General features: G+C 67.5%; 5 protein-coding genes. 3 read left to right on the forward strand and 2 right to left on the reverse strand.

Annotated elements, in window-relative coordinates:
• The first annotated feature begins 11 nt into the window (after window positions 1-11).
• Window positions 12-1211 (forward strand): 3-oxoadipyl-CoA thiolase, encoded by a 1200-nt coding sequence (gene pcaF / locus RSP_RS18320; protein ID WP_011339392.1) that lies wholly within the window; start codon window positions 12-14, stop codon window positions 1209-1211.
• A 203-nt stretch (window positions 1212-1414) separates the two neighbouring features.
• Entirely contained in the window at window positions 1415-2443 is a 1029-nt protein-coding gene (locus tag RSP_RS18325) for an NADP-dependent oxidoreductase (protein ID WP_011339393.1), read from the forward strand.
• A gap of 51 nt (window positions 2444-2494) precedes the next feature.
• Here RSP_RS18325 and RSP_RS18330 read toward each other — a convergent pair whose 3' ends face one another.
• Both RSP_RS18330 and RSP_RS18335 read right to left on the reverse strand, forming a co-directional pair.
• On the reverse strand, window positions 2495-3238 hold the full coding sequence (locus RSP_RS18330) for a sulfotransferase family protein (protein ID WP_227590646.1): 744 nt from the start codon (window positions 3236-3238) through the stop codon (window positions 2495-2497).
• An 81-nt stretch (window positions 3239-3319) separates the two neighbouring features.
• Window positions 3320-11209: a VCBS domain-containing protein gene (locus RSP_RS18335; protein ID WP_023004217.1), complete on the reverse strand. Its 7890-nt coding sequence runs from the start codon at window positions 11207-11209 to the stop codon at window positions 3320-3322.
• Between the two features lie 596 nt (window positions 11210-11805).
• Between RSP_RS18335 and RSP_RS18340 the strand changes: the two genes are divergently transcribed.
• Window positions 11806-13875: a hypothetical protein gene (locus RSP_RS18340; RefSeq protein WP_011339397.1), complete on the forward strand. Its 2070-nt coding sequence runs from the start codon at window positions 11806-11808 to the stop codon at window positions 13873-13875.
• The last annotated feature ends 367 nt before the right edge of the window (window positions 13876-14242 follow it).

Genomic DNA, 14242 nt, shown 5'->3' on the forward strand with positions numbered 1-14242 from the left:
GCCGCACCGACATGACCCAGGTCTTCATCTGCGACTATATCCGCACGCCCATCGGCCGCTACGGCGGGGCGCTCTCCCCGGTCCGGGCCGACGATCTGGGCGCCGTGCCCCTCAAGGCCCTGATGGCCCGCAATGGCGGGGTGGACTGGGAGGCCGTGGACGATGTGATCTTCGGCTGCGCCAATCAGGCGGGCGAAGACAACCGCAACGTGGCCCGCATGTCGGCGCTGCTGGCGGGGCTGCCGGTGGGTGTCACGGGCACGACGATCAACCGGCTGTGCGGCTCGGGCATGGATGCCGTGCTGACCGCCGCCCGCCAGATCGCCGCGGGTGAGGCGGATCTCGTGATCGCGGGCGGGGTGGAGAGCATGTCGCGCGCGCCGTTCGTGCTGCCGAAGGCGGGAACGGCCTTCACGCGCTCGGCCGAGATCCATGACACGACGATCGGCTGGCGCTTCGTCAATCCGGCGATGGAGGCGGCCTACGGGGTGGATCCCATGCCGCAGACCGGTCAGAACGTCGCCTGCGACTTCGGCATCAGCCGTGAAGCGCAGGATGCCATGGCCCTCGCCTCGCAGACGAAGGCGGCGGCGGCGCAGGCGAACGGGCGGCTCGCACAGGAGATCACGCCGGTCCTCGTTCCGCAGCGCCGGGGCGAGCCGGTCCGGGTGGAGCAGGACGAGCATCCGCGGGCGACGACGCCGGAGGCGCTTGCCAAGCTGAAGCCGCTCTTCGCCGGCGGATCCGTCACGGCGGGCAATTCCAGCGGCGTCAACGACGGCGCGGCGGCCCTGATCCTCGCCAGCGAGGCGGCGGTCCGGCGCCACGGGCTTACCCCCATGGCGCGGGTGCTGGGCGGCGCCACCGCGGGCGTGCCTCCGCGCATCATGGGCATAGGCCCGGTGCCCGCCACCCGCAAGCTGATGGCCCGGCTCGGACTGACCACGGAGGCTTTCGACGTGATCGAGCTGAACGAGGCCTTCGCCGCGCAGGGGGTGGCCACGCTCCGGCAGCTCGGCATCGCCGAGGAGGATGCGCGGGTGAACCCCAACGGCGGCGCCATCGCCCTCGGCCACCCGCTGGGCATGTCGGGCGCCCGCATCACCGGCACGGCGGCGCTCCAGCTGCAGCGCACGGGCGGGCGGCGGGCACTCTCGACCATGTGCATCGGTGTGGGTCAGGGCATCGCCATCGCGCTGGAACGGGTCTGAGATCGGCCACCGGCGGACCTGCTGCGCGGCCTCTCCTGCCGGCTCGGACGACCGAAGCGCAGATCGTCCAGGCTGCCGCCCCCGCGCAGGAGCGGGACAGAGGCAGCCGCAGCCGTCGCGCGACGGTTGCGGCTTCTCCTGCTGCCGCACCTTCCCGAGCGGGGCTTCGGCACTACATCCGCCCGGACAGCCGGGAGAAATACATGCCGCAGAGATCCGACATCAACCGCCGCGTGGTGCTGGCGCAGCGTCCGAAGGGCACGCCCGACGAAAGCACGCTCCGGATGGAAGAGGTCCCCATTTCTGAGCCCGCCGAGGGGCAGATGCTCCTGCGGACGGTGTGGCTGTCGCTCGATCCCTACATGCGCGGGCGGATGAACGACACGAAATCCTATGCCAAGCCGGTCGAGATCGGCGGGGTGATGACCGGACAGGTGGTGGCCGAGGTGATGCAGTCGAGCCTGCCCGGGTTCGAGGCCGGCGACATGGTTCTCGCGGGCAGCGGCTGGCAGGATTATGCGCTGTCGGACGGGACCGAGGTGGTCAATCTCGGCAAGGCGCCCGAGCGTCCCTCGCGCGCGCTCGGCATCCTCGGGATGCCCGGATACACCGCCTATGCAGGTCTTCTGAAGATCGGCGAGCCGCAGCCCGGAGAGACGGTGGTGGTCGCGGCGGCCTCCGGCCCGGTGGGGGCCACGGTCGGGCAGATCGCGAAGCTGAAGGGCTGCCGTGCCGTGGGCGTTGCGGGCGGCGCCGACAAGTGCCGGTATGTGGTCGAGACGCTGGGTTTCGACGCCTGCATCGACCACAGGGCGCCGGATTTCGAGGCGCAGCTCGCCGCCGCCTGCCCGAACGGCATCGACATCTATTTCGAGAATGTCGGCGGCCGGGTCCTCTATGGCGTGCTGCCGCTCCTGAATCCGTTCGCGCGGATGCCGGTCTGCGGCATCGTCTCCTGGTACAACAGTCCCGGCCTGCCCGAGGGGCCGGACATGGCGCCGGCTCTCATGGGCACCATCCTGCGGATGAAGGTGAAGCTGCAGGGTTTCATCATCTTCGACAGTTTCCCGCGCAGCCTCTATGCCGAATTCGCCCGCGAGATGACGGGCTGGCTGGCCGAGGGAAAGGTCAAATATCGCGAGCAGGTCGTCGAAGGGCTGGAGGCCGCGCCGCAGGCGCTGAACGACCTGCTGGCGGGACGCAACTTCGGCAAGATGGTCGTGAAGCTCTAGGCGCAGCCCGGGCAGGCGCCCGCACCGGACCCGCTTCCCGGGGCAAGAGCCTCAGGGAGCGGGCTGGGTCTGTTTGAGATAGGCCAGATCGGCCGGATCGAAGACCGACAGATCGTGCTCCCGGTGCCGGCCGATGCTGGCGGGGGGCGCGATCAGGGCGGCCAGCGTGGCGACGGGCTGGGCGGGCTCCAGCCCGAGGAAGTCCAGCAGCCGCACGATCTCCGCTTCGGGCCGGGCGCAGAGCGCCTCGTACTGCAGGAACAGCACCCGGCCACGGTTCTCCGGCCGGTCGGCCAGGGCGCTGATCCGGCGGTGCACCGCGCAGAAATAGGCCAGCATGTCCCGCGGCCCCGGCGGCTCGGCCACGGGACGCTCGAGGAAGTAAGGCCCCCAGAACCACGCCTGGCGCTGGTTGGCGGAGAAGGCCATGTCGAGCCCGCTGCGCAGCAGATGGACATAGCGCATCTTCGGATAGGCCGCGAGGATCCGGTCGATCACCACATGGGTGTTGGGCTCTTTCCAGCCCCAGTGCCGCTGCCCGGCCTCGCGCATGCCGGCGCGCGACAGGCCCTCGAACTGCCGCAGCCGCGCCTCGAAGGCCCCATCGGGCAAAGCGAGCACCTCGCGATGGCGGAAACGCTCGGTGAAGTCCAGATTGTCTTCCGACTCGTTCAGCCTCGTCCCCATGAAGACGCCCGCCCCCTTGAGGATGCGGGCGACGACGCGGGTGCCGCTGCCGCCGATGGCGCCGACGGCAATCGGAGTCTGGGTCGGATCGGGTCCGTGGTCGATCATGCTCATCATGCGAAACGGCGCCCTTTCGGACGCCGCCCTTTTCTGGTGCCGGAGGCTGCCGGGCCGAAGCCGGCAGGGTTCTCAGCGCAGGAACTGGAAGTCGTCGATCGTGATGTTCAGCGTTCCATCATGATCGATCTGAGCAAGATCCACCAGACGGGTCGCCTCCCCGGCGTCGAGATCGATGGAGAGCATGCCGGTCTCGGCATTCCAGACGATCTGATCGGCGAGGTTCAGCTCGGCATTCTCCAGCGCCCACATCAGCTGGTCGGCGATCACGATCTGGTCGACGCCCTGCTCGAAATCGGTGATCCGATCCGCATCCGCGCTGTCGAGGCTGCCGAAGACGAAAGTGTCCGCCCCGGTGCCGCCCGTCAGAAGGTCGAAGCCCTGACCCCCGACCAGCACATCGTCGCCCACGCCGCCGTTGAGGGTGTCGCTGCCGGCATCGCCCACCAGGAGATCGTTGCCCTGACCGCCGTGCAACCAGTCGTTGCCGTTGCCGCCGACCAGAGTGTCGTTGTCCTGGTTGCCATAGAGGCTGTCGTTGCCGTCCCCGCCGAAGATGAGGTCCTCGCCCGCCTGACCCATGGCAGTGTCGTTGCCGGCACTGCCGTCGATCAAGTTGGAGCCCGCATCGCCCAGCAGGCGGTCGTCATACCGGCTGCCGAGGATGTTCTCGATCGAGAACAGCGTATCCGTGCCTTCCTCGGCACTGATGCGCTGCGCCTGACCCTGCAGCGAGAGATCCACGGTGACACCGGCGGTTGCGGTCTGGAACTCGACGGTGTCGATCCCATCGCCGCCATCCACCACATCGTCACCGACGCCGCCGGCCAGCGTATCGTCGCCGAAACCGCCGAGGACGGTGTCGTTGCCCTGGCCGCCGTGGATCCAGTCGTTGCCCACGTCACCAAAGAGGAGGTCATCCCCAAGGTTGCCATAGAGGCTGTCCGATCCGGCGCCGCCGAGGATGGTGTCGTTGCCCGCGCCACCGGTGGCCAGGTCGGCACCGTCCCCACCGAAGATGAGGTTGGCGACCGCGCTGCCCGACAGGATGTCGTTGAAGGCGCTGCCGATGACACCCTCGATCGAGCTCAGGACATCGGTGCCCTGATCGGCGCCGATGATCTGCGCCTGCCCATCACGCGCCAGATTGACCGTCACCCCGCCCGTCGCCGCGGCGTAGTCGGCGATGTCGTTGCCGGCACCGCCGAGCAGCGTGTCATTGCCCGCGCCGCCCACCAGCACGTCGTTGCCCGCGAGACCCGAGAGCACGTTGTCGCCCTCGTCCCCGATCAGCGTGTCGTCGTGATTGCTGCCCGTCAGGTTCTCGATCGAGGTCAGCGGGTCGTTGCCTTCCTGCGCGTTCACGAACTGGCCTTCGCCCTGCAGCGCGAGGCTGACGGTAACGCCCTCGGTGGCCGTTTCGTAGCTGGCCGTGTCGTTGCCCGCGCCACCCTGCAGGGTGTCGTTGCCCAGACCGCCCGCGAGCGTGTCGTTGCCGTCGCCGCCCACGACCAGGTCGTCGCCCTGACCGCCATGCAGCCAGTCGTTGCCCTCCTCGCCATAGAGGCTGTCGTTGCCCTCGTTAACGTAGAGGCGGTCGTCGTCACCGTTGCCGTAGAGGCTGTCGTTGCCCGCCCCGCCCATCAGCGTGTCGTTGAACATCCGGCCGGAGATCACGTCCGCGCCCCGCGAGCCGATGAGCAGATCGGCGCCGTCGGTGCCTTCGAGGTTCAGCCCGACCATGGCGGGGCCATCGACGTTGATGACCTCGAGGTTGCCTTCACCGTCGGTGTAGGTGATGCGGGCGCTGATGACATGGCCTGCATCCGCCGGTTTCAGCGTGTAGACCGGCATGCCGTTGCCCGAAGCGATCACCACACCGTCCCGCAGCCATTCGATGACCGGCGGGTTCGGCCCGAGCCCGTCGGCATCGTCCAGCGTGCCGTCGAGCAGCAGCTGATCGCCCGACAGCGGGTTGCGGGTCTCGGACGCCTCGTAGGAGATCGAGAGATCCGCAACCGGTGCGTCGTTCACCAGCTCCATCCCGATCACCGTGGTGGCCGGAACGCCCGGGTTGCCGTCGGCATCGGTCGAGGAGACCGTGACATGGCGCTCCGCCGCGGTGGGTGCGGTCGAGCTGTTGACGTAACGCACGGCCCGCAGCGCCAGCTGGAAGTTCGTGGGATCCACGCCCTCCTCGCTCGTCAGCCGGATCTCGTGGGTGCCGTTGCCGGTGACCACGATGTTCAGCGCCGCCAGAGCCGGCAGGACCGCCGGATCGACGAACAGCATCTCGGCCGAGCCGTTCACCGCATCCTCGAGCGTGATGACGACCTCGACGGTGTTGCCGTCCTGGTCGATCATCTCGGCATCGGCCGTAGCGATGGCCTGGCTGCCGCTGCCCTCGAGATAGGTGATCGAGTGGTCGCGGCCTTCGCCCGACGGACCGTTGAGATCGGCCACCGTTGCCCATTCCACCGGCAGGATGAAGTCCGTCGGCGCGGAGCCCGCCCCCGTCTCATCCGTCACCGTGACCGAGATCGCCCGGTCGCCCGCGAAGGCGTTCGGGTTGGTGTTCTCGTAGCGCAGGCTGAGGAGCGCCTCACGGTAGTCCTCCATCGACCCGGCCCCCGAGATGGTGAGCGGATCGCCCGCCACACCGGTGCCCGAGATGGTCAGTTCGGTGCCCGACTGGGCCACGAAGGTCGAGCCGCTGGCCGAGAAGATCGTCTCGTAGGTGGTGCCGAAGGCGTTGTCGACCGTGGTCTCGCCATCGAGCGTGATGACAATCTGGCTTACCGCCGCGCCCTCGTCCGGGTCGGTCAGTTGCAGCGTCTCGTCCGAGAACAGCGCCACCGCCTCGCCGCGAGCATAGAAGGTATTGCCCTCGCCCATGCTGATCGACGGCGCGTCGTTGACAGCTGTCACCTCGACCGTGGCAGAGGCGCCGTTGCTGGAGAAGGCCGAGGTGCCGCCACGGTTCGAGGCATTGCCCGGCCCCGCGATGCCTGCGACCACGTTGCCCGCGGTGCCGGTCGCCCCGTCCCAGGCGTAGTAGGACAGCTGCGCCTCGGTCGCGTTCTCGCCATCCGGCGAGAAGCGGATGCGGTCGTCCGCACCGAGCAGCAGGACCTCGCCCGGATCGAGGGTGACGTCGATCCAGTCGGTGCCGCCGGCGAGACGATACTGCCAGGTGCCGCCGCCGAACCCTTCGGAGCCCGCGCCATAAACCGCGATGCCCTGCTGGGTGCCGTTCGTGGCGCTGTGCACGCCCGTATCGACATCCGTCATGGCGCCGACCAGATCGGCCACCAGTTCACCGGCATTCAGCTGCTGGTCTTCGGTGATCGTGGTGCCGGTGACGGAGGTGCCTTCCGGCAGGACCGGAGCATCGTTCACCGGCGTCAGGTCGATCACCATGGTTGCCGGAGCGGTCGAGGTGGTCTGGCCGCCGTTGGCGAGGCTGCCGTTGTCGGTCACGAGGAAGTCGAACGAGGCGACCCCTTCACCGTTCACGTTGGCCACCGGCTGATAGGTCAGCGCGCCGGCCTGAAGCTGCGCGAGGGTGACCACGGTGCCCACGGCGACCGCGACCCCGCCCAGGAGCAGCGTGCCCGTGGCGGGCAGGCTGTTGATGGTGATCGAGGCGAGCTGGTTCGCGCCGCCATCCAGCGGATCGGCAAAGCCGAAGTCTCCGGCGGCAAAGACATGGCCCGCATCTTCGGAGCCGGTCACGCCGCTGTCGATCGCCACCGGCGCGTCGCCCACCGCGATCGGGTTGATCTCGGTGTGCGAGATCAGGCCCTCGTTGCCGTCCATGTCGGTGCCCTGCGCCGTCACGATCCGCGTCCCGGTGTCCGGGGCATCGTCCATGTTGGCATAGGTCACGCCCCGCAGCGCAATCTGGAAGCTGGTGGCGCTGGCGCCGTTGGCCGCCGCGAAGGTGATCGAGGTGGCGCCGGTCAGGTTGCCGTTGGCGTCGAACTGGCCGTCATGGGCACCGATGGTGATGCCGCGGGCCGCCAGCACGTCCAGCACCGCCTTCGAGATGCCGAGATATTCGACCGGAGCCGAACCTTCGACATTGTCGAGCGGGTTGGTCAGCACGACGTCGAGCGAGCGGATCAGACCTTCCTGATCGACGATGCGGGCATCGGCGGTCGCGATGGCGATCGGGGCATGCTGCTCGATGTAGGTCGTCCGGTGGATATCGCCCGCGCCGGCGCCGTTCATGTCGATCACGGGAGCCCAGATCACGTTCACGTCCATCGTGGCCGTGCCGTCGCCCGCCGAAACCGCCGTGGTCTGCTGACCGCTGCCGTCATGGAAGCTCAGCACCGCACCCGGCTCCAGATCGGCCAGCGGGCCGCTGGCCACGAAGCTGGTGGCGTCGCGCACCATCGAGACGACCTGGCCGCTGTCCACGCCGTTGATGAAGATGCGCTGGCCGACGGCGATGTCGGTGTTGCCCTCTGTCAGGTTGACGCTGGAGAGGCTCGAGGCGAGCCCGTCAGAGTCGGTCACTTCGATCTTCACGGGGCGGGTGCCCGCCACCGCATTCGGGTTGGTGTTGCTGTAGATCACGCCGCGCAGGATGGTCTCGTAGACCTCCGCCGAGGCCATGCCGGTGAAGGTGATGACCGAGCCGGCAGCGGCCGTCGTCACGATGCTGATGCCCACGCCGTTCTGCTGCGCGAATTCCCGCGCCTCCGCCGACAGCGAGAGCCGTTCGTAGATCGTGCCGAACCCGTTGTCGAACAGGCCTTCGGTCATGCTGACCTTGGCGCCCGACATCATCGCGCTGTCGACGTCGCTCAGTTCCAGCGTCGGCAGGATGGCGATGGCCGGTCCGCGCGCGGTGAAATTGATGCTGCCGTCGGTGCCGCCGGTGGTCTCGACCAGCGGCGAGAAGGCGCCCGAGCCGTTGGTGAAGTCGGCCGCCGTCAGGTCCGGCCGCGCGCCGGTGGCGGTCGCGGTCAGCGTCACCCGGCCCTCGCCGTCAAGGCTGACGGTCCAGTTCGGGAACTCCTGCGCCGCGAAGGCTTCGGCAATCTCGGCGGCAGTGCTGCCGGCCGCGATCTGCATCTGCACCCCGTCGAAATTCAGCACCTGAGCGGTGCCGGTCGACAGGAAGGTGACCTGAGCCACTTCGGCCACGCCGGCGCTGCCCTGGGTCGTGACCGAGCCGTTCACATCGACCACGGCCGGGTCGTTGATCATGTCCACCGCGACGTCGATGGACTCGAGCGCCGTGCGGACCTCGGCGCCCGCCTCGCTGTAGGAGAGGCTGATCGTGTCGGCGCCGCTGCCTTCCACGGGCGAGCGGTAGGTCAGGTCGTTGGCCGCGATCCATTCGGAAATCGCGGTGGCCGAGCCGGTCAGCACCAGCTGGCCCGTTCCGTTGCCGGTGACGGTCAGCCCGTCCACACCTTCGGTCCAGAGCGTGCCCTGGCCCGCATCCACGGCGAATTCGTAGATTTCCGAGCCCAGATCGGGGTCTTCGAACACGAGGCCGGTAAGGTCGATCTGCGTGTCGGCATCCTCGCCCGTCGAGATATCGGTGCCGATGCTGCTCGACACGTTCAGCGCGTCGTTGCGGCCCGAGATGGTGACGGTCAGCTCCTGCGACGCGGTGGCGCCGTTCGCGTCCGTCACGGTGTAGGTGAAGGTCTCCTCCAGCGTGTCGGTCGGCCCGGTCAGGCCGTCGACGGTCGGGTTGTCATCGTCGGCCGCGTAGGACCAGCTGCCGTCCTCGTTCAGCGTCAGCGTGCCGTAGGTGCCCTGAAGCGTGATCGTGCCGTCGGTCCAGACGCCTTCGGTGCCGGTCTCGGACTGGCCGCCGGTGCGCACACCCACCACCGAGATCTCGTCGCCGTCGATATCGGTCGCCGCATTCGGACCGGTCAGCAGCGAGCCCGTGGCCGCGCTGCCGGCGACGTTGTTGTTGAGACCCGAGGCCTCGACCGCCGTGCCGGTCTGGGCGCTGACGACCGGCACGTCGTTGGCGCCGGTGAAGGTGATGTCGAGCGGCGCGGTCTGCGTGCCGCCCTGCCCGTCCGAGACGGTGAGCGTGAAGGAGAAGTTCGCCTCTGCACCCTCGGCGAGGCTGTTCAGCGCCGTGGGGTTCGGCAGGAAGCTGTAGGCTCCGGTCGACTGGTTCACCGACAGCGTGCCGTAGGGCAGCGTCAGAACCGAGAAGCCGTTGGCCGACACGCCGCCCTGAACGCCGTAGCTGAGCGTGCCGCCTTCGCCCGGCGCACCGCCATGCAGGTCGGAGGCCGAGATCGAGCCGGTGAGCGCGGCCGGCGTGTCCACGGCCTCGGTGTCGGCAACCGTCAGCGCGACCGGGGCCGCGGTGAAGACGGGGGCGTCGTTGACCGGGGTGACGGTGATCGAGCCGGTGGCGCTGTTCTGGCTGAGCGCGCCGGTGCCGGTGGCGCCGGTCGTGTCGAGGTTCACCGCCGTCGTGCCGCTGGTGAAGCTGCCGCCATAGGTGCTGTCCAGCGCATGGAGCGTCAGCGCGCCGGGCGTGCCGTTCCAGTTCAGCGCGGGTTCGAAGCGGATCAGCGTGGCCGAGGAAAGCACGAGCCCGCTCTGCGAGGTCACGCTGCCGACCGAGATCCAGGTGGTGCCGCCGTCGGTCGAATACTGCCAGTCGCCTTGGGCGCCGGTCGCCGCATTGCCGGTGATGACGACGCCCGCCATCGAGTCGGTGGGGGAATAGGCGTTGTCGGGATCCGAGAAGGAGCCGCCGAAGGCTGCGGCGATGGTCTGGCCGGCGGGGCTGCTGTCCTCGGCGATCGAGGTGAGCGTGGTGTTGGCAAGGCTCGGCGCGTCGTTCTCGCCTTCGAAGGTCAGGCCGTTCGAGGAGGAGCCGCTGATGCCGTTGCCGTCCACGGCCGTGACCGTGATCTGGCGGGTGACCGGCGCATCATTGGCGTCGTTCTGGTAGGCGACCTGCCGGGCGATGGCCTGGGCGATGCTGTCGTTCACCGAGGTGGCCGAGATCAGGCGGATGTTGTCGACAAAGAGGTTCGAGCCCACCGCGAGGCCGCCCGTGCCATCATAGGTGCCGCCGACGAACTCGAACCGGTAGCTGCCTGCGGGCAGGCCGTCCTTGCTGATGGTCGTCCACCCGCTGGTGTCATCGCCCCGCTGGGCGAAGAGCAGGATGTTGTCGGGGCTGCTGACGCTGTTGCTCAGGAAGTTGCCGTTGGCGTCGACGCGACGCAGGAAGCCGAACACCTCGTAGTCGTCGCTCGTGCCCACGGCCTGAAAGTCGAGCGAGATCGAGTCACCCTGCGCGACGGTGATCACCGAGCTGGTGGCATAGGGGCCGTGGATCGAGCCGTAGCCGTTGACCTGATAGCCGCCGGCCGGGTTCTGATCGCCCGCAACGATGTTTCCGCCGCTGCCGAGATAGAGGGCGCGCGATCCGTCAACGCCCGCACCATCCTGCACCGACCCGTCCCAGGTCATGCCGGCGGAGGCCTGGACGTTGGTCGTGCCGGTGCCGCCGCTGTAGGCCGAGTCATTGGCCAGCGTGATCTGCAGGCCGTCGAGGTTCAGCTCGCTGCCGTTGTCGCCATATTGCTCGTCGCGGATGGTCCAGTTCGCCTCGCCTTCCTCGAAGCCGGCGTTCGGCAGCGGGCTCGAGAACAGGATGCGCAGCGGCTGGCCGTCCTGGCCGTCGAAGGTCGCATCGACCGAGCCGATCCGCTCGCGGGCCGAGCCGGTCCCGAGATAGACGTCGCCGTTCTCGAACGAGATCGCGCCGTTGGCCAGCGGATTGGCGGCGCTGGTCAGGCTGAAGTTGTCGCCGGCCGTGGGCGAACTGACCGAGAATTCGATGTAGCCTTCGGTAAAGGCTCCGCCGCCCGTGATCGTGATGTTCGGGTCGACGAGCTGCGGCACGCCGCCCTCGGAGAAGGTCAGGGCAGAGGTCAGGTTCACTGTCGGCATGAGAATCTCCACGAGGGCTGCACTCGGCTTTTCCGCATCGGATGTGTCGAATGGGCGTCTAAATTGAGGCAAATTCGTGCCGAATTTGACTCGGCTGTCGCTGAGTTGACCTAAGGGAACGAGCGGCAGATCCGCGCTCCCGAACAAGAATACCGGAACGTGATTTCTGCGATAAAAGTCTCATCTTGAGCGTGCAATGTTGATGATCGTCGCTCGGCGTCAGGGAAGAGGATGGTGGCAATGTTGCAACGGTCGCCCTGACTGTCCGAAGGACGGTCTTTTCAGCCCATGTGTTCGGAAACGGACGGGACAGCCCTCCTTATGGGGGTCATCAGTGCCGTGGCAGCCGGCTGCCCCACTTTGGAAACACCCCACGCGCGGTGCCTGTGCGCCCTGCCCGGACACCGTGGGCCGTCGCGCGACATTCGTCCGACGAAGCCGCTGTCGGATCAGTGCTCCGCCGTGCGGGGTCCAAGGGCCCCGCTCTGGCGGGATGGAGCACCGACCGGGCGACAGGACCCGTCCAGCCAGAGCGGGGACCGGCTCCCACGTCGATTTGAACCGCGCCGGGCTTACCGGAGGCTCATTGTCTCCGGTTGCGCATCGATGGCGGAGCTGCCGACGCTTTCGTGGATGGTGGCGCAGGCGGGAGCGATGCTGCCGTCGGCTTAGGGCGCGAGGTCGATGGCGGCGTACCGAACGTCGAGGTGTTCCGCCGGATCCTGCGCGACCACTTGGTGGAGACCTCGCCACTCGGGCCGGGCGACGAGCTGATGGGCGAGCCGGTGACGGTGCGCCGCCTGCATTCCGTACGAACCGCGGGGCAGGCGACCGGCATCGACCAGCGGCGCATGCGCCGGATGCTGGCCGAGGCCGGGATCGTGGCGGACGCGGCCGAGGGCACATGCGATGGCTGGGAGACCTTCGACGCCGCGGCGGCCCAGCCGATCCTCGATGACCTCACGGCGCTGACCCATCGGAACATGAGCCCCAACAAGGCCACCCATTCCGAGGGCAGGGCGCTGAGGGAACTGAAGGAGCGTGCCCGGGTCATCGCCAACGATGATCCGCTGCTGGGGGCAAAGAGGGGCGGCAGGGTTACCGTCAGCCTCGACTGGCCTCAGGGCAGGACCCTCAGGAAATACGTCGACACCTACCTCAGGTTCGGCAGGAATTCCGTGGTGCTGCTGGATCGGGACCACATGAAAGGGCCGAGGGAGGCAAAAGATCGCCAGCGAATGAGCTACTGGCAGGAGCGTTTCATCTCCTACGTCCTCAACCTCTGGCACGATGAAAAGAAGCCGCCCCTCGCGCCGCTCGCGAGAATGGCCGAGACTCAGTTTCCCATTCCGCCGGAGGAAATCGCGCGCGACCGCTGGTATCCCACAATCACCACGCTACAAACCCGAAAGAACGCGATCTCCGAGGTGGCACAGACACTTGGCCGGAAGGGGATCCGTCAGGGCGCGAACCTGAAGGGCGCGGGATCCACGGACATTCCTGCGCTGATGTTCGGCGAGTATTGCGCAGTCGACCAAGTTTACCTGTCGATCCACACCGATGGCAAAGGCATCGTGCGCGCGACGGAGATCGATCCCGCGAAGGCGTCGGAAGATCTGGAAGACAACGAGATCTGCCGGCTCTGGTTGCATCTGATGATCGACGTCGCGACGCGTCTTCCGCTGGGATGGATCATCGCGGAGTCCGCCGATGCCGATCACAGCCACGCGCTCCTTCGCATGGCAACCCGCGACAAGACGAAGGAGAAGGTCCGCTATCGTTGCAAGCGGGATCCGGCGCCCCCCGCTGGTCTGCTTCTGACGACGGCGGACAACGGGACGGCAACGCGGAACGGGACCGTCTACGCTAGCCAGCTTGGCATCGACTCGATCGTCATGAAGAGCCGAACCCATCACTCCACGGACAATTCCTTCATCGAACGGCCGTTCGGAACCCTGCAGTGGCAGGTGCTGAATTTCCTCGATGGCTATGCCGGCAGTCGTCCGGGTGAACTGGAGGGTTACGAGCCGGAGGCGAACGCCCGGATCACCCATGACGAACTCTACGGGATCATCACGCGCTACTTCGTCGACGAATATCCGTTCGCCCCGCACCGCGGCACCGGCATGTATAAAGCGACGCCTTGGCAGAAGTACGACGAAGTTACGAAGTTCTATGGCGGGATCGATGTGCCCAACCGTCGCGATCGCTGTCTGCACCTCGGCGTGAAGCGCAAGATGCATACCACCTCGGAAGGCGTCAATCCCTTCAACATCCCCTTCAACTCCACCGCGTTGCAAGTGTTCGCGGCCGGCAGATCGAAGGAGGTCACGGTTCACATCGATCCGGACTTCATCCGGCACGCCTATGTCACGGCGAAGGGTCACCCTGAAATCATCAAGGTCGATCTTCGCATGACGGCGTTCAATGACCTGACGCTGGAGGAAATCCTCGACCTGCAGAAGGCCACCGCCGAAGCCAATCCGAAGAAGCGCGTGCTGAACAACGGCCACTTTCAGGAGGCGCTTGCCCAGCGTGCCCGGGTGAATCGGGCTTCTTCCCGGATCCCCAGGCCCCGTCGAGCAATCGGACCATCGCGCAACTGGAGGAAGAGGCCGATCACCTGGCCCAGGTCGAAGCGCGACCTGTACCGACGATGGGTGTGACAGCGGCGCCCGGAAGCATCATGGACTGGTCCGGGAGAACGCCCTCCCGGCGGGCGGCAACAGCGTCCGCTCCTCCTCCGGCTCTCCCGCCGGCTTCGATCCTCCAGGCGGCCACGACGGCCGTTCCCACCGACGCCCCTGCATTCGCCCCCATCAAGGGAAGCAAACTGTGACCAATCCCTTCATCATCCCCGAAATCGCCGATCTCGCGGAACAGGTATCGCACCGACATTTCCCGCTCGCCCGCGCGACGGATCTGCAGACGGCCTTCGCCAAGATCTTCAGCCGCACCTCGGAAGCCTCCGTGGTGGCCGCCCGTTCGAGTCGGAATGCCTCGTCGTCACGGGCCTTTCGGGAAGCGGCAAGA

This window comes from Cereibacter sphaeroides 2.4.1 (genome assembly GCF_000012905.2).
GTDB lineage: Bacteria > Pseudomonadota > Alphaproteobacteria > Rhodobacterales > Rhodobacteraceae > Cereibacter_A > Cereibacter_A sphaeroides.